This is a genomic window from Nocardia sp. CA-107356, assembly GCF_050946365.1.
Lineage (GTDB): Bacteria > Actinomycetota > Actinomycetes > Mycobacteriales > Mycobacteriaceae > Nocardia.
Genome location: NZ_CP191992.1, coordinates 9,805,999 through 9,825,191 on the forward strand (window position 1 = coordinate 9,805,999; position 19,193 = coordinate 9,825,191).

Genomic DNA, 19,193 nt, shown 5'->3' on the forward strand with positions numbered 1-19,193 from the left:
ACCACGCAGGGTCCCGCGACCGCCGAAATGGACTACGGCACGGTGAGGCCGTCGAGCACGATGGTCAGATACTGCTTGGCGAGGTTTTCGACGGTGATCGAACCGCCGGGCTCGTACCACCGCACCGCCACCCACACCGTGTCCCGCAGGAACCGGTAGGCCAGCTCGACGTCGAGTTCCGGCCGGAAGCTGCCGTCCTCGACGCCATTGATCAATACTCGGTGCCACAGCTCGCGGAATTCGCGGTTGTAGTCCGCGATATAGGTGAACCGCTCCGCATCGCGCAGGCGCTTGGCCTCCGCCTGGTAGATCGCCACCGCCGCGTGCGAGCGGTCGAAGGATTCGTAGGATGCGATCACCAAGGCTTCCAAGGTATCTCGCGAACTGAGCCCGGAACCGACGATCTCTCGGTACCGCCCGAACAGATCGTCGAGGAAGCCGCGCAGAATCTCGTCGACCATCGACTCCTTGGAATCGAAGTGGTGGTAGAGGCTCCCCGATAGAATCCCGGCCGCATCGGCGATATCGCGCACGGTCGTCGCACGCAGTCCACGCTCGGCGAACAGTTGGGCCGCGAGTGCGAGCAGTTCATTGCGCCGTGCTGATTTCGAGGCCTCTGGTGCGGTCACACGGGCCATAATACAACCAAGCATTTGCTTGGTCCAGGCTGGGCCACGGCTCCGACGTTCGCAATGTATTCAGCGCATCGAATAGCGCAGTGGTGACGACACCGACAGGTCCGCCAGTAGGCGATCACAGATCACCACCGGCGAGATACCCGCCCGCGCCATCCGAGCCACCAGTGCGAGTCTGCGCTCGCAGCTGTCCCATTCGACGGTCAGCGGGCCGCGATCGGGGCCCGCATCGACAGTGGCCATTACCCGTGGTGGACCGAACCGGGCCGGTTCCTCGATGAGCTTGAGGACCATGCCGCGCTGCCAGGCCCGGTAGGTATCCATATCCGCGCCAACGACCAACTTGTCGGTGGCGGCACACAGGCCTTGCGCGATCTCATCGGCGAACGCGATGCGATCGAAGCGGAACTTGCGGCATTTGCGAACAACGTCGAGCAGATCCGCTCGCACTTCACACAACAACGCCGTCTGCCGCCGTCGGCGCCGGACCTGTTCCGATGCCGCACCCGATCCGACATCGAGTCCGATTCGGCAGGCACGCTCCTGATCTCGCGCCATATCGGCGCGCAGCGCGCCGCGCGGATCGCGGGCGACCTCGGTCTCGTCGACGGCATACTGTTCGAGAATTTGGGCCGCCCGGGTCGCGGTCGCACATTCGGAGGTGTGCCCCATGAGTTCAGCGCCGAGAGTCAGCGCCGCCAGCACCAAGCTGTCCAGCCGTCGCCTGGCCAGCACGACTTCGCGCACCAATTCGAGTTCCAGTTGTTCGCGGGCATGTGGGCGATCCGGGCCCATAGCCATCGCCCCTTAGGGAGTGCGGGATCTGACCACTCTCAGCATGGCACACCTCGACGCGCTGCGTCTCGGCCTTTTTACCTGATCAGGAGGTGTGCTCGGTCTAATTTGCCGCGCCTGCGGCGCGGCGTGTTCGTGGCCCGTCTCGCGTCCGAGCCGTCGAGACTCGCGCCTGCGGCGCATCGCTTCGACGACTCGGACGCGAGACGGGCCACGAACGGGTCGCTCGTAAGACTCGCTCCGTGACGGTCACCGAAGCGCCAATCGATCGGCACCGGATGTACACCCGCACAGTGGTCGAGACACACACCTACAACACATGCGCTTCGACGACTCGGACACGAGACGGGCCACGAACGTCGCTCGTAAGACTCGCTCCGTGACGGTCACCGAAGCGCCAATCGATCGGCACCGGATGTACACCCGCACAGTGGTCGAGACACACACCTACAACACATGCGCTTCGACGACTCGGACGCGAGACGGGCCACGAACGGGTCGCTTTGCGTAGGTCAGGCTCGCTGGCTGCTGATCGAGACCACTTCGCCTGTCAGGTAAGTCGTGTAGTCGCTCGCGAGCATCGCGATGGTGGCGGCTACTTCCCATGGCTCCGCGGCGCGGCCGAAGGCTTCGCCCTCGGAGAGGCGGTCGAGCAGTTCGGTGGAACTGACCTTGTCCAGGAAGGCGTGCCTGGCGATGCTCGGGGCGACGGCGTTGATCCGGACACCGAGTTCGGCGGCCTCGATGGCGCTGCATCGGGTCAGGGCCATTACGCCCGCCTTGGCGGCGGCGTAATGTGCCTGGCCGTATTGCGCGCGCCAGCCGAGCACGCTGGCGTTATTGACGATGACGCCGCCGTGGCCGGCATCGCGGAAGTAGCCGAGGGCCGCGCGGGTGCAGCGGAAGGTGCCGTTGAGGGTGATGTCGAGGACGCGATCCCACTGCTCGTCGGTCATATCGACGACTGGGGTCTCGCCGCCGAGTCCGGCATTGTTGACCATGATGTCGATGCGGCCCAATGCCGTTGCCGCACTGCGGATCAGCTCGTTGACCTGTTCGGTGCTCTGCACGTCACAGGCGATCGATGCGACCCGGCGATCCGGGAATTCGGCCTTCAGTTCTACCTCGGTTTCGGCCAGACGCCGCTCGTGCCAGTCGGATACGACGACATCCGCGCCTTCCGACAGCAGCCTGCGCGCGGTGGCCGAACCGATGCCGGTGCCCGCGGCCGCTGTGATCACGGCGGTCCGGCCGGTCAGCAGACCATGACCCGGAACCGGCTGGGGCGCAACAGAAAGTGGACCGGTCATGGGCGAGCCTCTCGCGGCAGGCCGAGCACGCGCTCGGCGATGATGTTGCGCTGCACTTCGTTCGAACCTCCGTAGATCGTGTCGGCGCGGGTGAACAGATACAGCCTCTGCCATTCGTCGAGATCGCTCTCCCCGGCGACCAGTCCGGCGGGGCCGAGCACGGCCATGGCGAGTTCGCCGAGGCCACGATGCCAGTTGGCCCACAGCAGTTTCGAGACCGAGGCCTGTCCGCCGTCGTCGGCGGTGGTATCCCGCATGGTGCGCAGCGCATGGGCGCGCAGTACGCGCAGCCCGACCCACGCCTTATCGATCCGATCGGCGATGAGCGGGTCATCGGCCGCGCCGGTGCGGCGGGCCAGCGCCTCGATATCGGCGAGTTCGCGGGCGAAGCGGATCTGCTGGCCGAGGGTGGAGATGCCGCGCTCGAAGGTCAGCGTGCCCATGGCGATGCGCCAGCCGTCGCCGGGGTCGCCGACGACCAGGTCCGCGTCGGTGCGCGCATTGTCGAAGAAGACCTCGTTGAATTCCGAGGTGCCGGTCAACTGGATGATCGGGCGGACCTCGATCCCCGGCTGATGCATCGGAACCAGCAGGTAGGACAGGCCCTTGTGCCGCGTCGAACCCTTTTCGGTGCGGGCGACCACAAAGCACCAGTCGGCCACGTGGGCCAGCGAGGTCCAGATCTTCTGGCCGTTGATCGACCATTGGTCCCCGTCGAGATGCGCGCTCGTGGTGATGGCCGCCAGATCCGAGCCAGCGCCGGGTTCGGAGTAGCCCTGGCACCACAGTTCGGTCACATTCCGGACCCCGGGCAGGAAGCGTTGCTTCTGCGCCTGGGTTCCGAAGGCCAGCACCGTCGGACCGAGCAGTTCCTCACCGACGTGGGAAACCCTGGCTGGCGCATTCGCCTTGGCGTACTCCTCATGGAAGATCACCTGCTGGCGCACCGAGGCCTCGCGGCCGCCCCACTCCGTGGGCCAGCCCAGGCAGGTCCACCCGGACGCGGCCAGGTGCCGGTCCCAGGCGAGGCGTTCCTCGAAGGCTTCGTGCTCGCGGCCGGGTCCGCCGAGGCCGCGCAGCGCGCGGAACTCGCCATCGAGGTTATCGGCCAACCACTCGCGCACTTCTGCGGAAAACCGCGCGTCCTGTGCGGCAGTGTCGGAATCTGAGGTCTGGATCGCAACCACGCCGGTAGGATAACCTACCAAGCACTTGCTTTGTTAGAGGCTGACCACTTTGATCGAGCAAACGCCGTAAAAGACCCCGCCGACGGTGAGGACAACCGTGACAACCCCTGCACAAACGACACCCATGGCACTGCACGATGCCGCCCGCGTCTTCGGTGCCGCGCCCGCTCTCGGCGACGGCCCGGTCCGGCTGGACTGGACGCAGCTGCTGGCGGCGGTTCAGGAGGTGGCGCGGGCGCTCATCGCCCGTGGGGTGCAGTCGGGTGATCGGGTCGCGATGTGGGCGCCCAATACCCATCACTGGGTGGTCGCCGCGTTGGGCGCACACTATGCGGGGGCGGCGTTGGTTCCGCTCAACACGCGTTATGTCGCCGATGAGGCAGCCGATGTGCTGACCCGAATCGACGCCAAGGCGCTGTTCATCGCGGGCACCTTCCTCGGCCGCGATCGGCTCGCCGAATTGCGCACCGCCGCACCGGATCTGCGCATCGACACGGTGGTCGTGATCCCGGTCGAATCGGATACCGAAACCACCGACGCGGACGCACTGAACTGGTCGCAGTTGGCCGGTATCGCCGAAAGCGTGTCCTTGGCGGACGCCGTGGCACGCGCGGAATCGGTCGACCCCGAAGATATTTCCGACATCCTGTTCACCTCGGGCACCACCGGGCGCAGTAAGGGCACGCTGGTCGCGCACCGGCAGGCACTGTCGGTGGTGCGGGCCTGGGCCGAGTGCACAACGGTGAACAGCGACGACCGCTATCTGGTGATCAGCCCGTTCTTCCACAACTTCGGCTACAAGGCCGGAATCCTGGTCTGTCTGGTCACCGGGGCGACGATCATTCCGCAGGTGGTGTTCGACGTGCCGACCGCCATGCGGCTGATCGGCGAAGAGAAGATCACCGTGCTCCCCGGGCCGCCCACCATCTACCAGACCATCCTCGACTTTCCGGACCGCGACAAATTCGATCTCGGCACGCTGCGGATCGCCGCAACCGGCGCGGCAACCGTGCCGGTGGTCTTGATCGAGCGGATGCGCTCCGAACTCGAATTCGACATCGTCATCACTGCCTATGGTCTTTCCGAGGCAGCCGGTTTCGGCACCATGTGCCGACCGGACGATGACGCCGAGACCATCGCGAATACCTGCGGACGCCCGATCGCCGACTTCGAACTGCGGCTCAGTGACGCGGGTGAGGTGCTGCTACGCGGCCCGAATGTCATGCTCGGCTATCTCGATGATCCCGAAAGCACCGCGGAGACCATCGATGCCGATGGCTGGCTGCACACCGGGGATATCGGCACGGTCGACGAGCGCGGCTATCTGAAGATCACCGACCGGCTCAAGGATATGTACATCTCCGGCGGCTTCAATGTGTATCCGGCGGAGATCGAACAGGCACTCGCGCGACTCGACGGTATCGCCGAATCAGCGGTCATCGGCGTACCCGATACCCGAATGGGCGAGGTGGGCAAGGCCTATGTGGTGCGCAAGCCGGGTTCGACGCTGACCGAGGATCAGGTATCGGCGCACGCGACAGCGGTTCTCGCCAACTTCAAGGTTCCCCGGTTCATCGAATTCCGCGATCAGCTGCCCTACAGCGCGGCCGGGAAAGTGCTCAAGCGTCAACTACGTGAGGAGAAGTCGTAATGTCGGACGAGAGCGGTGTTCCTGATGAGGGGGAGGTCGTCACCTATGAAAAGCGTGGTGCCGTCGCCGTTGTCACGCTGAACCGGCCGGACTACCGCAACGCGCAGAACTCGGTGATGACCTACGCCCTCGACGCGGCATTCGAGCGTGCCGTCGAGGACGCCGAGGTCAAGGTGATCGTGTTGGCGGGCAATGGCAAACACTTCAGCGCCGGGCACGACATCGGAACTCCGGGACGCGATCACCATGTGCGCTACCCGAACAAGGCAGCGCTGTGGTGGGACCACGTGGACCGGGTCGGCGGCGATCAACGCTTCGCTCGGGAGACCGAGGTCTACCTCGGAATGTGCAGGCGCTGGCGTGAAATCCCGAAGCCGACCATCGCCATGGTGCAGGGCGCGTGCATCGCGGGCGGGCTCATGCTGGCCTGGGTCTGCGATCTGATCATCGCCGCCGATGACGCGTTCTTTTCCGATCCGGTTGTCCGCATGGGCATTCCGGGTGTGGAGTACTTCGCGCACCCATGGGTGATGGGGCCGCGCGCGGCCAAGGAGTTCCTGTTCACCGGTGACCGCTTCGATGCGGCGCAGGCCAAGGAGTGGGGCATGGTCAATCGCGTCGTGCCGCGCGCCGAACTCGAGACCGAAACCTTCGCGCTGGCCGAAAAGATCGCCACCATGCCGCAATTCGGGCTCGCGCTGACCAAGAAGGCGGTCAACCAGGCCGAGGATCTGATGGGTATGCGCGCTGGCATGGACTCGGTATTCGGCCTGCACCATTTCGCGCATGCGCACAATGCCGAGGTCGGCGCGGATGCACTCGGCGGTATGAACGCCAAGTCGATGAAGAGCACGGCAACCTCTTCGGCCTCCGCATCGGTCACGGTGAGCACCGAGTCGACGTCCGAGCAGAACGGGACAACGTAGTGGATCTGGATCTCGATCAGGCGACCCGGGAATTCCAACAGGAAGTTCGCGAATTCCTCGCCGCAAATAAACCCGCGAAACCACTGCCATCCATGGATACCAAGGCCGGTTTCGAGGCGCATCGCCAATGGGAGCGCACGCTCGCCGACGCACGCCTGTCGGTCGTCTCCTGGCACAAGGAGTACGGCGGGCGCGATGCCTCACTGCTGGAGTGGGTGCTCTTCGAGCAGGAGTATTACGCCGCCGGTGCGCCGGGGCGGGTGAGCCAGAACGGCATCTTCCTGCTGGCACCGACGCTTTTCGAACACGGCACCGCGGAGCAGTTGGACCGCATCATGCCGCGGATGGCGCGCGGCGACGATATCTGGGCGCAGGCTTGGTCCGAGCCGGAGGCGGGCAGCGATCTGGCCGGTATCCGCTCGACCGCGCGCCGCACCACCGGCGGCTGGCTGTTGAGCGGTCAGAAGACCTGGAGTTCGCGAGCGTCGTTCGCGGACTGGGCATTCGGGCTGTTCCGCAGTGATCCCGAGGCCGAACGGCACCGCGGACTCACCTATGTGATGTTCCCGCTCTCGGCGGATGGTGTTTCGGTGCGGCCGATTCCGCAGTTGGACGGCGAGCCCGGATTCGCGGAGATCTTCCTCGACGATGTCTTCGTCCCGGATCGGGATGTGATCGGCGAACCCGGCGACGGCTGGCGGGTCGCGATGAGCACATCGAGCAATGAGCGCGGTTTATCGCTGCGCAGTCCGGGCCGCTTCAGCGCGACCGCGCAGCGGCTGATCGAGCTGTGGCGCGACACCGGCGATCACACCAATACCGCGCAGCGCGATGCGGTGGTGGACGCCTGGATCGGTAGCGAGGCCTACCGACTGCATACCTTCGGCACGGTCACCCGGCTCAACGAGGGCGGCAAGCTGGGCGCGGAATCGTCGATCACCAAGGTGTTCTGGTCCGAACTCGATATCGCCATGCACGAGACCGCACTGGAGGTACTCGCCGGCGCGGCCGAACGGTCCGGGCCGTGGACGGACGGCTATCTGTTCTCGCTCTCCGGTCCGATCTACGCCGGTACCAACGAGATCCAGCGCAATATCATCGCCGAGCGGCTGCTCGGACTACCGAGAGGGAGCAGCCGATGAGATTCGCGCTCAGCCCGGAACAACTCGACTTCGGCACCAGCCTGCGCAAACTGCTGGACGCCGGACGGACACCTGCCGCCGTACGGTCCTGGGGGACCGGGGATCCCGGGCCGGGCCGCGGGCTGATCCGGCAGCTGGCCGGTGCGGGTGCGCTCGGCCTCGCCGTCGAGGAGCGGCACGGCGGAATCGGCGCGGAGCCGATCGATCTGGTCGTCGCCTTCCAGGAGATCGGCCGGGCCGCCGCGCCGGGCCCCCTGGTGGAGACGGCGGCCGCCATACCCGCACTGCTACAAGCCCTTCCGGATACCGCGCTGGCCGCGCGCTGGCTGCCCGGCTTCGCCGACGGTACCGCGCTGGGCACGCTGGCGTTCGCGTCACCCGCGCACGGCACGGTCGCCTTGGACGCCGATACCGCCGAGGTGGTACTGATCGCGGACGGTAACCAGATTCGCACCGCGCACCGGACGGAACTGGTGCGGTCGGTCGATCCGGCGCGTCGGCTGTTCGTCGTCGAATCCGATGCGGTGGTGGCCGAGGGTGATCAGGTGCTCGATGCCGTCGCCGCCGCCTTCGATGCCGGGGCGCTCGCCAATGCCGCGCAGCTGCTCGGCGCGGGTCGGGCACTGTTGGCCGCCGCGACCGAATATGCCAAGCAGCGCAAGCAGTTCGGCAAGCAGATCGGTGAATTCCAGGCCGTGAAGCAGAAGTTGGCCGATGTGCTGATCGGGCTCGATCTGGCCGAACCATTGCTCCACCGGGCGGCGTTGACCATGGGCGAGACCACGCGCGCCCGCGATGTTTCGGCGGCCGTGATCGCCTGCGGTGACGCGGCTTATCGCGCCGCGCGCGCGGCGCTGCAGGTGCACGGCGCGATCGGTTACACCGCCGAGTACGACCTGTCGCTGTGGCTGACCAGGGTGACCGCGCTCCGGTCTGCGTGGGGCACACCGGATCTGCATCGCTCCCGGATTGCCCAGGCGTTGCGCGACGAAGCCGTTCGGGACCGAGCCCCGCAGGGGTCCGCATGATCCGCCAGCTGACCTGTACTGCCCGTGCGCAACTCGACATGCCGTGGGATCGAACTTTGCGAGGTACGAAATGACAGCATCGCGTAGCGATTCGATGAGTGGTGGCGGCCGGGTGACGGATGGGCCGAGCACCGAACATCAGGAATTCACCGCATCGGTTCGGGCGCTGCTGACCAAGCACGCGGGCTCCGCGGCTGTGCGCGCGGGCATGGATACCGAACTCGGCTACGACCAGAACCTGTGGCGGCTTTTGTGTGAGCAGGTCGGTGTTGCCGCACTGGCGATTCCGGAGGAATACGGCGGGTTCGGCGCGAGTCTGGTCGAATCCCTGCTGGTGGTCACCGAATTGGGACGCACGCTTGCCGGGGTACCGATGCTCGGTTCGGCCGTGCTCGGTGCGCAGGCGGTGCTGTTGTCCGGCGATGTCGATGCGTGTGCGCGGCTGCTGCCGGAGGTCGCCGAGGGCACCAGGACGATCGCCGTCTGCTGGGCGGGCGCGAACGGCTGGGATGCGCCCGGGGTGCACGCCGAGGGCGAAATACTGTCCGGCACAGCGCGTTATGTCCTCGATGGGCTGCACGCCGATACCCTCGTCGTGGTGACGCCGACCGGACTGTTCGAGGTCGAGGCCGCGGCCGATGGCGTCACCCGGCGTTCGGTGCCGACCATGGATCCGACCCGTAAGCTCGCCGAAATCACCTTCACCGATGTACCGGGCCGACGGCTCGGCACCGCCGATCCCGCCGCCGTCAGCACGCGGCTGCACGAAATCGCCTGGGCCGCCATCGCGGCCGAGCAGGTGGGTGCGGCCGAGCGCTGCTTGGACCTGACGGTCGAGTACACCAAATCACGGGTGCAGTTCGGTCGCGCGATCGGTAGCTTCCAGGCGCTCAAGCACCGCATGGCCGATATGTACGTGCTGGTGGAATCGGCCAAGTCCACCTCATACGCGGCGACCACCGCCGTCGCGGAGCGGTCGCCATCGGCCGCCGAGGATGTCTGGGCGGCGCGCCTGCACTGTTCGGAGGCATTCAGCACGATCGTCGCCGAGATGGTGCAGTTGCACGGCGGCATCGCCATCACCTGGGAACACGACGCGCACCTGTTCTTCAAGCGCGCACACGGAGATGCCCAACTGTTCGGCACGCCGCACAGGCCGCTCCCCCAACCTACGTAGTCGCCACATCCGGTAGCGCCCCGGCGGAGTGATCATGCTCCCCCGGGGCGCTGCCGTTTCCGCAGGTAGACCGGCAGTGATCGGCTTCACCCAGATAGATAGTTAGGTTATGTAATAATATCTGGGTGCAGCAGACACCGGTGACATCCGCAGAGGACAGCGTCGTCAATCTACTCGTCACCGCCGGTCGGCTGACCCGGCTGGCCGGGGTGATCAGCGGCGACGATCTGCCGCGGGCCGTCATGCGGGCACTGGCCGTGCTCGACGAACACGGCGCCGTGCGGGTCAGTGAATTCGCCCGTATCGATCGATGTTCGCAACCGGCGGCAACGGCGCTGATCGGGCGACTCGTCACGGACGGATTCGCCACCCGGAGCACGGATCCGCAGGATTCCCGAGCCGTCCTCATCGAACTCACCCCGGCCGGACGTGACCGGCTGCAGCAGGCGCGCCGCGCCTTCGGCACCGCATTCACCACCCGGCTGTCCGAATTCGATACCGACCGCCTCGCGCGCATGGAGACAGATCTGACAGAACTGCTGGACGCCCTGAAGAAGGCTGCGCCGCAGCACTATCCGACCCAGAGGTAATCCGATGAGTAGGACCTTGTCACGCACAGAAAGCGACGCGAACACAATATCGGCCTGCCGTTCTGGGTGGGGTGCGGCGTGCACTGCGGCCGCGGTGCTGGTGCTGCTCACCGGTCGGTCCGCGCTGTCGCATATCGACGACCACGACCCGGCGCCGCACAGCGTCGACGAGGCGCGAGCGATCACCGTCGGCGACCGACTTTCCCGGTAACCCGCGCGGAGTACGGTCGGAAGGTATGACTGATGACAAGCGGGGCCGGGTCAAGGTCGAGACCGGGCAGAAACGGGTGCGGGTCTACCTCCGTGGACAGCTGGTCGCCGATACCAAAAGGCCGGTGCTGGTATGGGAGGGACCGCACTATCCGACGTACTACCTGCCGGTCGCGGATCTGCACGCGAAGCTCGAGCCCAATGGCAATACCAAACATTCCCCCAGCCGCGGCGACGCGACCGAATACGACGTGGTGATCGACGGCGTGATCGTGCCGGGTGCCGCACTGCGCCACCATGATTCGCCGATACCCGAACTCGACGATCTGGTGCGGTTGGACTGGAATTCCATGGACGAGTGGTTCGAGGAAGACGAGCCGGTCTACGTCCACCCGCGCGATCCGTATTCGCGGGTCGACATCCTCGCCAGCTCGCGCCACGTCCGCGTCGAGGTCGACGGCGTCACCGTCGCCGACTCCCACTCCCCGCGCATCCTGTTCGAAACCGGCCTCCCCGCGCGGTATTACGTTCCACTGACCGACGTCCGTATGGACCTGCTGAGCCCTTCCGCAACCCGCACCAGCTGCCCCTACAAGGGCACCGCCGAGTACTGGACCGTCCACCTCGACGACAAGGAATATCCGGACATCGTCTGGGGCTACCGCACCCCGCTGCCGGAAAGCCAGAAGATCGCAGGCCTCGCCTGCTTCTACAACGAAAAGGTCGACATCTACCTGGACGGCGAACTCCAACCCCGCCCCCACACCCCATTCAGCTGACGCGCGGGTTCAGCGCGAAAAGATCTCGAGCATGCGGTGACGGTTCGGCCATACCGCCACCGCAGCGCGGATCGTCGGGGAAGCTCGACTGAAGTTCAGACCGCGATCAGGGGTGGCTGGTCGTCGACGCCGCGGTATCGGCCCGGGGGTAGACCGTATTCGCGTTTGAAGGCCTTGGCGAAGGCGAATTCCGAGGTGTAGCCGACCTTTCGGGCCACGGCGCCGAGGGGACTGTCGGTATCGCGCAGGAGGCGGGCGGCGGTGAGCATGCGCCAGCGGGTGACGTAGGCCAAGGGCGGTTCGCCGACGGTGGCGGCGAAGCGGCGGGCCAGGGTGGCGCGCGAGACCCCCGCAATATCGCTGAGGTCGGGGACGGTCCAGGTGCGGGCGGGTTCTTCGTGGACGGCGCGCAGGGCGGCGGCGACGGCCGGATCCGTGAACGCGCCCGCCCAACCGGTGGCGGGTGCGGCCTGTTCGTCGAACCAGGCACGCAGTATGAACAGCAGCAGGGTCTCCAGGATGGCGGGAACGGCGGCATCGCTGCCCTGCTTCGGTTCGGCGACTTCGGCGGCGAGCAGATCGACCGCGGCGCGCAGGGACGGGTGGCGGCCGGGACGCGCCGGGAGATGGATGAATTCGGGGAGTTCGTCGAGCAATGGGTGGCTGCGCTGCCTGCCGAGTTCGTATGCGCCACAGAGCAGCGCGGCGCGGGCGCCGGGGCCGGTGATCTCGCGCGGCTCACCCGGCTGTGCCTTTTCGGTGACCGGGCTGTCGAGGCGGTCGACCAGATCGTGGTCGGCACCGCGTGGCATGAACAGAACGTCACCGACACCAAGGGCGATCGGGTTGCCGCCGGACGGCACCGCCCAGCACGAACCCTGCAGCACCACATGGAAACCCGCGCCGGGGACTACCGGATAGGCGCGACCCCACGGCGCGTGCCGGACGAATAATCCGGAGGTCGGGTTGCCGGTGCGGATGGCCGCGATGGTTTCGCTGAGGATGTCCACTCACTCACCATACCTCTCTCATGTTGAGTGTTTTGAGCATTGATGTTCGATAGTCAGCCATTCATTTACTCACACCATGCCCACAGCGTCGTACTCCTGACAACGACGAAGACCATCGCGAAAATCGCCGTCTACGGTGCCACCGACCACACCGGCGGCTACCTGCTCACCGAATTGAAACGGCGCGGCATCACCCCGATCCTGGTCGGCCGCGATGCTTCTCGGATGCGGGCGGCCGCGGCCGCGGCCGGAGTGCTCGATGCCGAGATCCGGGTGGCGACACTGTCCGATCACGATGCGCTGGTGGCTGCCTTTACCGGCGCGGACGCCGTCATCAGCAGCCTGTCCGCATATGTGCACAATGGCGAGCCGGTACTCGCCGCCGCCATCGCGGCCGGGGCGCATTACACGGAGCATCACCGGGCGCATTACCCGGTAACCGCTGCCCCGAATCGCATTGAGCCGCAAGCTTTACCAGGATCCGCCCCTCTTACGGGCGCCCACATCGGGTAGTGAGTATTCCAGCACCCACATTCGATTCGCCGGCCACGCGAATCCCAGCTGGTTCGCTGACCGATCGAGCCCCCTCAGCTGGCTCCACCAGAGGACTCACCACGCATCAGCGCGCCCAGGGATTCCCGGTCCGTCACGTCCATCTTGATGCAGGCGCGGTAGAGGTGGCCCTCCACCGTGCGCACCGAGACGGTCAGTCGATCGGCGATCTGACGGTTGGACAGCCCTGCCGCAACGAGATTCGCGATTTCGCGTTCACGGGAGGTGAGCGGCAAGGGCTGCGCGGCTTGGCGCAGCGCCGGGGTGCTCGCGCCGCCGCAGGCCGCGGCCAGCCGGTTCGCGGTGGCGGCCGATTCCAGCAGGCGGCGGCGGTCTCCGGCTCGCTCGTGGGCCGATGCGGCCTGGGCGGCGGCGTCGGCGGCCGAGAGCATGGCACCGATGCGCTCGAATTCGGCGGCGGCGGCATCCAGGCCGGGTCCGTCGTGGGCGGCCAACGCCACCGCATGACTGGCCTGGACCTGCACCAGACCACCGTCGACCCGGACGGCCAGATCGGCGAGTCGGCCGGCCGCCGAGTGGTCGCCGAAGCGGGCGGCCGCATGCAGCGCCATCGCCTCGATGGCGTGCTGATGTGAACGCGCCGCCGCATCCGCGGCGCTCATGGCCAGTCGGATGGCCGGGGTGACGGTGCCTTCCGCGGCGGCAACGCAGGCCCGCGCGATCTCCAACTGCGGGTCGTACACCGCGCTGTGCCTGCCACCGCGCGCGCTGGCCTCGGCAATCGATTCGGCGGCCTCCGGTGCCCGGCCGAGTGCCGAATATGCCTCGGCCAAACGGATTCTCGCCGGGATATGCCAGGCGGCGGCCCCCTCCGCGGTGAGCGCGGCCACTGCCTGTTCGAGATGTTCGATCCCGTCCAGGAAGCGGCCCTGCGCGACGTCGACGGTGCCCTGCAGGATCTTCGACATGCCCCAGGCCAGGTACTGGCCCGGTGCAGAGTAGCCGAAATACCCTGAGGCACAACGGCGTGCGGCCTCGAGATCGCCGGTGAAGGTCAGCGCGAGTACCTCGGCATGAGTCGAGATGAACCGGTTGAGCCCGTCGATATGCGACTCCACCTGATGCCCGCGCGCCGCGTACTGCCGCGCCGCCTCACCCTTGCCCATCAACGCCAGCGCCAGGCCGCCGCCGAAGGATGCCCACCACACCGCCCACGGCGGTGCGCCGTTGGTCTCCATCACCGCCTCGGCGCCGGAAAATGCGTCCTCGAGCCGATTTTCATTGACCGCACACGCCGAAGCCAACCCATCGAAGGTCGCAAGGATCTTCGGATGCCGCACCTTGCCACGCAGCATCGTGAGTACCTCGTCGGCGCGCTCGGCATCGCCCATGGCCCAGAACAGATTCGACACCCGGGTGCTGCCCCAGCGGGCCAATTGCACCTCGTTCATCTGATCCGGATCGAAGCTGGCGAGGGTGCGTTCGGCCTCGATGCGATGCCCCTGCCACAGCAGCGCGCGCGCGAGCAGATCGGCGGCCTCCACCCCGCCACGGCGTTCCACCGCGGCCCGGGCGAAGCGCTCACCGAGCGGCAGATTGGCCAGTCCGATCGCATCGGCGGCGGCCGCCTCGAAGAGTTCGAGGTCGGCGGATTTATCACTGTCCAAAGCCAATTCGGCCAGCCGGATGCGGTCCGGCGCGGAATTGATCGGCCGCTCCCTGAGCGAGGAGTACAGCCGACCACGCAGCCGCCGCGCCGAGGCGATGCCGAGCCTGCGCCGGATCACCTCACCGAACAGCGGATGGTTGTAGCGCACGATCAATTGGTGGGAATTCTCGACAACCCGGATGAGGCCACGGGTTTCGGCGGCTTCCACCGCTTCCTCACCCGCCAATTCGGCGAGCACATCGAGGTCGATCGGCTCGCAGAAGGTGAGCAGTTCGAGCACCCGCAGCACCGAGTCGGGCAGCTGTTCGACCCGATCCTCCAGTAAGGCGGCCAATTCCGAGGTCACCGCGGCCCGGCCGCGCAGCTGCCAGACACCGTTGACCTGCCGCAGCGAACCCGCCTCCAGCGCGCCCTCCACCAAATGCCTGAGGAACAGGGCATTTCCGCCGGATGACTCCCACATCAGATTGGCAGTGAAACCCTCCAGCTGTCCGCCGAGCATCTGCTCCACCAGATCGACGCTCTGCTGCTCGGTGAACGGATTGAGGTCGATGCGCAGCAGGTGGCCGTCTTTCCACAACGAGGTGACCGCATCGGGTACCTGCACCCCGCTGCGCACGGTCGCGACGATATGCGCAGCCTTATCGATGGCCAGTTGCAGCAAAAGTGTTGCCGAGAGCTGGTCGAGCAGGTGCGCGTCGTCGACACCGATGATCGTGTGCCCGTCGGCGAGCAGTGCCTCGCGCGCCGCCGACATGAACGTCACCGGATCGTGCGCCGTATAAACGCCGACCATATGGGCGAATACGCCGAGTGGGATGCTGCGGGCCGACTCCGTGCCCGCAACCCAGCGGATATTGCCGCCTACCGCGGCCGTCGCGTGTCTGGCCAGCGTCGTTTTTCCGACACCGGCGTCGCCGGTCAAGACAGTACCGACGTATCGAGTGCCGGTGAGTGCCGCGCGGATCGCTTCGAACTCGGTCTCGCGCTCTATCATGGGCCAGTTCCGAGCCATAGCTCTTACTGTAGTTCGTCACGGATCATGATCGACGACAACGAACGATGAACGGGCGCAGCGATTCCGCTGTTTGCAGCGCTAACCGAGCACGTCGTGGCGGACAATTGTCTGGTCACGCCCCGGTCCGACGCCGATGCAGGAAATGCGGGCGCCGGACAGCTCTTCCAGGCGCAGCACATAGGCCTGCGCGTTGGCGGGCAGTTCCTCGAAGGTCTGCACCTGCGAGATGTCCTCCCACCAGCCGGGCATCTCCTCGTAAATCGGCTTGGCGTGGTGGAATTCGGTCTGTGTGGTCGGCATCTGCTCGACCCGCTTGCCATCGATCTCGTACGCGACGCAGATCGGCACCCGGTCCAGGCTCGACAGCACGTCCAGTTTGGTGAGGAAATAGTCGGTGATGCCGTTGACCCGGGTCGCGTACCGTGCGATGACCGCGTCGAACCAGCCGCAACGGCGGGCCCGGCCGGTGGTGACACCGACCTCGCCGCCCTGTTTGGCCAGGAATTCACCGAAGTTGTCGAAGAGTTCGGTCGGGAACGGACCCGAGCCGACGCGAGTGGTGTAGCACTTCAGGATGCCGAGCACCGTATTGATCCTGTTGGGGCCGACGCCGGCGCCGACCGCCGCACCACCCGAGGTCGGGTTGGACGAGGTCACATACGGATACGTGCCGTGGTCCACGTCGAGCAGGGTGCCCTGCGAGCCCTCCAGCAGGACGGTTTCGCCGCGCTCGAGCGCCAGATTCAGCTCCAGTCGAGTGTCGGCGATGCGATGCTTGAAGCTGTCCGCCTGCTCGAGCACCTCGTCCACCACCTGCTGCGGGTCGAGCGCACGGCGGTTGTAGATCTTCACAAGCACCTGGTTCTTGAATTCCAGGGCGGCTTCGACCTTCTGCGTCAGGATCTTCTCGTCCAACACATCGGCAACCCGCACGCCGACGCGGGCGACCTTGTCCTGGTAGCACGGACCGATACCGCGGCCGGTGGTGCCGATCTTCTTATTGCCGAGGAAGCGTTCGGTGACCTTATCGATGGCCACGTGGTACGGCATGATCAAGTGCGCGTCGGCCGAGAGCAGCAGACCCGAGGTGTCGACGCCGCGCTCCTCGAGTCCGGCCAGCTCCGCGAGCAGGACGCCGGGATCGACCACGACACCGTTGCCGATGACATTCGTCACGCCCGGCGTGAGGATGCCCGAGGGAATCAGATGTAGTGCGAATTTGTCGCCATTGGGTAGCACCACCGTGTGACCGGCGTTGTTACCGCCTTGGTACCGGACCACCCATTGCAACCTGCCACCGAGCAGATCGGTTGCTTTGCCCTTACCCTCGTCGCCCCACTGGGCGCCGATCAGGACGATTGCCGGCATGGTCGTGTCTCCTACGGTTCGACGCGCAACACCCCGGGGGATGGCAGCCAGCGGAGCCGGCGGGTGGGTAAGCACCAGTGTTGCAGCTACCTGCCGTATCGAGGCGGTGGCCGGAAGAACAGTCTACCCAACGCCCAGTTGCGCCCCGGCGTCCGTCCGGATCGCAGGCGACAGTCGATGTCTACGCACCCACAGCGGAACGCGTCTTACGAGCGAGGAGTTCGCGGCCCGTCGCACATCCGAGCGGCCGAAGTGCATGCGCCGCAGGCGCGAGTCTCGGCCGCTCGGACGCGGGACGGACGGGGCCCGCGAACATGCAGCGCCGCAGGCGCTGCCAATCAAACACGGCTATGGTTGCGAGGCACTGGCGGACCAGCAAGGGGGTCCGGCGTGGAAGTGGCGAGGGTGGTCGACGAGTTGTCGGCCGAACCGAGGAGGGTGTACCGCAGTTTGAGTACCCACGTTCTCCGTTGCGACGGCGCACCGGTACCCATCGCCCTCGCGTCGCTGCCGCTCTCGCGGACGACCGCCATCCCGGAAAACAGCGTGATCGATGAGCTACTGCCCGTCCTCGCCGCCGATAGCCTGCCACGGCTGATCGTGCTCGGCGACGATGCCGCCCTGGCCTCGGTGCTGACCCATCTGATGCGCACCGAACGACTCCATGTGGAGATCGGATACGTACCCGTCGACAAGACCTACGGCTCCCGCGTCTACCAGACCGGCACCGGCAATGCCGCCGCCAAGCGGGCGGTGGAGGGCCGGGCCTCCGAGACCCCCTTGGTTCGCGACGACACCGGAACGGTGCTGGTCGGGCGGGCCGTGATCACCGGCCCCGGTGGTGAGAAACTCGAGGGCGAGGCGTACGTGGACGACGCCCAGTTGTTCTCCGGCAAGGTCAACGCGATGCTCGTATCCCCGACACTCGAACTGCCGGGGGTGCGGGCGACCGTGCCGAAAGGCCTGCGCAGGCGCCGCTGGCTGATGGGACGGGCCGCGCAACTCGGCACACCGGGGGCAGTGGTGACCCGCGACGGCATCGCCAACGACCGGATTCTGCCGCGCTCCTCGTTCTATCGACATCACGAAGACTGGCTACTTGTGCGATGACGATTCCCTTCCCGAAGAATCGCCGCTCCGGACTCGGAGCCGTGCGGCCGAGCCCGGTATTCCTGTTGGTGATCGCGATCGCCGTGGCTGGCGGGGTGCTGGCCTGGGATGCCGATGTGCAGTCGACGCGGGCAAAGTTCGGGGTCTTCCTACTCGTCGTTTTCGGCTGGATAGTCACGTTGTGCCTGCACGAATTCGCCCATGCGTTCACGGCATGGCGGGCGGGCGATAACGAGGTGGAATTGCGGGGATATCTCACGCTGAATCCACTGAAATACAGCCATCCGCTGCTGTCGATCGTGTTGCCGATGGTGTTCATCGCACTCGGCGGTATCGGGTTGCCCGGCGGTGCGGTGTACGTGCACACGCACAGCGTCAGCCCACGCATGCAGCGGATCATCAGTGGTGCGGGGCCCGCGGTGAACGCGCTGTGTGCGGTGCTGTTATTGGTGGTCGTGCGGTTTTTCGGCAGTGACACTTCGCATCGCGCGTTCTGGTACGGCCTGAGCTTTCTGGCGTTTCTGCAAATCACCGCAACGCTTTTGAACATTCTGCCGCTGCCCGGGTTGGACGGGTACGGCGTTATCGAGCCGTCGCTGAGTTATCGGACTCGGCGTGCGCTGGACCAATTCAAGCCGTTCGGCATGCTGATCCTGTTCGCGCTGCTGTTCACGCCGTCGATCAACACGGTGTTCTTCGACGCGGTCTACTCGCTGTACGAGTTGTCCGGGGTCGATGCGGATTGGTCCCGGTTCGGCAGTTGGCTGACCCGGTTCTGGACGTAGCCGCTACCCGTCGCAGCGCGCTGAAGACCGACCAGTACGGCTTCCCAATTTTGGGGAACACTCCACGTCAAATGCTCCAACTACGATATTGGACATCCGCCCAGGAAGTACCCGAGCGGATGGGTTGCGAATAGGACCCGACGGGTCCCATCCCGAGAAATATCGCGCTCAGCTCTCGCCTGAACGCACTCAGTCGACGGCAGTCTCCGTTCGACATCACTCCCCCCGGCTGACAACGCTGTCTCCACTCCGGCCGCTCAAACATACCGAGCGGTCGCTTTCTCCACTGT

17 protein-coding genes and 1 pseudogene are annotated in these 19,193 nt (G+C 66.1%); 11 read left to right on the top strand and 7 right to left on the bottom strand.

Annotated features, from left to right (window positions below; translation table 11 throughout):
- Window positions 1–32 precede the first annotated feature (32 nt).
- From ACQP1G_RS44095 to ACQP1G_RS44110, 4 genes are all read right to left on the bottom strand, one after another.
- The gene (locus tag ACQP1G_RS44095) at window positions 33–638 is read right to left on the bottom strand and encodes a TetR/AcrR family transcriptional regulator (protein WP_433196378.1); all 606 of its coding nucleotides are present in this window, start codon (window positions 636–638) and stop codon (window positions 33–35) included.
- A gap of 60 nt (window positions 639–698) precedes the next feature.
- Window positions 699–1,430: a hypothetical protein gene (locus ACQP1G_RS44100; RefSeq protein ID WP_433196380.1), complete on the bottom strand. Its 732-nt coding sequence runs from the start codon at window positions 1,428–1,430 to the stop codon at window positions 699–701.
- A gap of 512 nt (window positions 1,431–1,942) precedes the next feature.
- On the bottom strand, window positions 1,943–2,740 hold the full coding sequence (locus tag ACQP1G_RS44105) for an SDR family oxidoreductase (protein WP_433196382.1): 798 nt from the start codon (window positions 2,738–2,740) through the stop codon (window positions 1,943–1,945).
- Window positions 2,737–3,927 carry an acyl-CoA dehydrogenase family protein gene (locus tag ACQP1G_RS44110; protein WP_433196384.1) on the bottom strand — a complete coding sequence of 397 codons (1,191 nt, stop codon included), beginning with the start codon at window positions 3,925–3,927 and terminating at the stop codon, window positions 2,737–2,739. The genes ACQP1G_RS44105 and ACQP1G_RS44110 overlap by 4 nt, the downstream gene beginning before the upstream one ends.
- Window positions 3,928–4,024: 97 nt before the next feature.
- On the opposite strand from ACQP1G_RS44110, the gene ACQP1G_RS44115 reads away from it, so the two are divergent.
- The 8 genes and pseudogenes from ACQP1G_RS44115 to ACQP1G_RS44150 all read left to right on the top strand — a co-directional run bounded on the left by ACQP1G_RS44115 (window position 4,025) and on the right by ACQP1G_RS44150 (window position 11,430).
- The gene (locus ACQP1G_RS44115) at window positions 4,025–5,578 is read left to right on the top strand and encodes a FadD3 family acyl-CoA ligase (RefSeq protein ID WP_433196386.1); all 1,554 of its coding nucleotides are present in this window, start codon (window positions 4,025–4,027) and stop codon (window positions 5,576–5,578) included.
- Window positions 5,578–6,504 (top strand): enoyl-CoA hydratase, encoded by a 927-nt coding sequence (locus ACQP1G_RS44120; RefSeq protein ID WP_433196388.1) that lies wholly within the window; start codon window positions 5,578–5,580, stop codon window positions 6,502–6,504. The genes ACQP1G_RS44115 and ACQP1G_RS44120 overlap by 1 nt, the downstream gene beginning before the upstream one ends.
- Entirely contained in the window at window positions 6,504–7,646 is a 1,143-nt protein-coding gene (locus ACQP1G_RS44125) for an acyl-CoA dehydrogenase family protein (protein WP_433196390.1), read from the top strand. The genes ACQP1G_RS44120 and ACQP1G_RS44125 overlap by 1 nt, the downstream gene beginning before the upstream one ends.
- Window positions 7,643–8,674 carry an acyl-CoA dehydrogenase family protein gene (locus ACQP1G_RS44130; RefSeq protein WP_433196392.1) on the top strand — a complete coding sequence of 344 codons (1,032 nt, stop codon included), beginning with the start codon at window positions 7,643–7,645 and terminating at the stop codon, window positions 8,672–8,674. The genes ACQP1G_RS44125 and ACQP1G_RS44130 overlap by 4 nt, the downstream gene beginning before the upstream one ends.
- Before the next feature lie 94 nt (window positions 8,675–8,768).
- On the top strand, window positions 8,769–9,851 hold the full coding sequence (locus tag ACQP1G_RS44135; protein WP_433209368.1) for an acyl-CoA dehydrogenase family protein: 1,083 nt from the start codon (window positions 8,769–8,771) through the stop codon (window positions 9,849–9,851).
- Window positions 9,852–9,976: 125 nt separating this feature from the next.
- Window positions 9,977–10,441 carry a MarR family winged helix-turn-helix transcriptional regulator gene (locus ACQP1G_RS44140; protein WP_433196394.1) on the top strand — a complete coding sequence of 155 codons (465 nt, stop codon included), beginning with the start codon at window positions 9,977–9,979 and terminating at the stop codon, window positions 10,439–10,441.
- Between the two features lie 30 nt (window positions 10,442–10,471).
- Window positions 10,472–10,652 (top strand): annotated as a pseudogene (locus ACQP1G_RS44145) (MFS transporter); the annotation flags it as partial.
- Window positions 10,653–10,677: 25 nt separating this feature from the next.
- Window positions 10,678–11,430, top strand: a complete 753-nt coding sequence (locus ACQP1G_RS44150) for a DUF427 domain-containing protein (protein WP_433196396.1) — start codon at window positions 10,678–10,680, stop codon at window positions 11,428–11,430.
- A 95-nt stretch (window positions 11,431–11,525) separates the two neighbouring features.
- On the opposite strand, the gene ACQP1G_RS44155 is transcribed toward ACQP1G_RS44150, so the two are convergent.
- The gene (locus tag ACQP1G_RS44155; protein ID WP_433196398.1) at window positions 11,526–12,440 is read right to left on the bottom strand and encodes an AraC family transcriptional regulator; all 915 of its coding nucleotides are present in this window, start codon (window positions 12,438–12,440) and stop codon (window positions 11,526–11,528) included.
- A gap of 42 nt (window positions 12,441–12,482) precedes the next feature.
- Between ACQP1G_RS44155 and ACQP1G_RS44160 the strand changes: the two genes are divergently transcribed.
- Window positions 12,483–12,953 carry a saccharopine dehydrogenase NADP-binding domain-containing protein gene (locus ACQP1G_RS44160; RefSeq protein ID WP_433196400.1) on the top strand — a complete coding sequence of 157 codons (471 nt, stop codon included), beginning with the start codon at window positions 12,483–12,485 and terminating at the stop codon, window positions 12,951–12,953.
- 74 nt (window positions 12,954–13,027) lie between these two features.
- On the opposite strand, the gene ACQP1G_RS44165 is transcribed toward ACQP1G_RS44160, so the two are convergent.
- Window positions 13,028–15,637 carry a LuxR C-terminal-related transcriptional regulator gene (locus ACQP1G_RS44165; protein ID WP_433196402.1) on the bottom strand — a complete coding sequence of 870 codons (2,610 nt, stop codon included), beginning with the start codon at window positions 15,635–15,637 and terminating at the stop codon, window positions 13,028–13,030.
- An 81-nt stretch (window positions 15,638–15,718) separates the two neighbouring features.
- Window positions 15,719–17,008, bottom strand: coding sequence for an adenylosuccinate synthase (locus ACQP1G_RS44170; RefSeq protein ID WP_433196404.1), 1,290 nt, complete (start codon window positions 17,006–17,008; stop codon window positions 15,719–15,721).
- A 450-nt stretch (window positions 17,009–17,458) separates the two neighbouring features.
- Between ACQP1G_RS44170 and ACQP1G_RS44175 the strand changes: the two genes are divergently transcribed.
- Both ACQP1G_RS44175 and ACQP1G_RS44180 read left to right on the top strand, forming a co-directional pair.
- Window positions 17,459–18,118: a hypothetical protein gene (locus ACQP1G_RS44175; protein WP_433196406.1), complete on the top strand. Its 660-nt coding sequence runs from the start codon at window positions 17,459–17,461 to the stop codon at window positions 18,116–18,118.
- Window positions 18,115–18,903 carry a site-2 protease family protein gene (locus tag ACQP1G_RS44180; RefSeq protein WP_433196408.1) on the top strand — a complete coding sequence of 263 codons (789 nt, stop codon included), beginning with the start codon at window positions 18,115–18,117 and terminating at the stop codon, window positions 18,901–18,903. Before ACQP1G_RS44175 ends, ACQP1G_RS44180 begins: the two co-directional genes overlap by 4 nt.
- Window positions 18,904–19,193 lie beyond the last annotated feature (290 nt).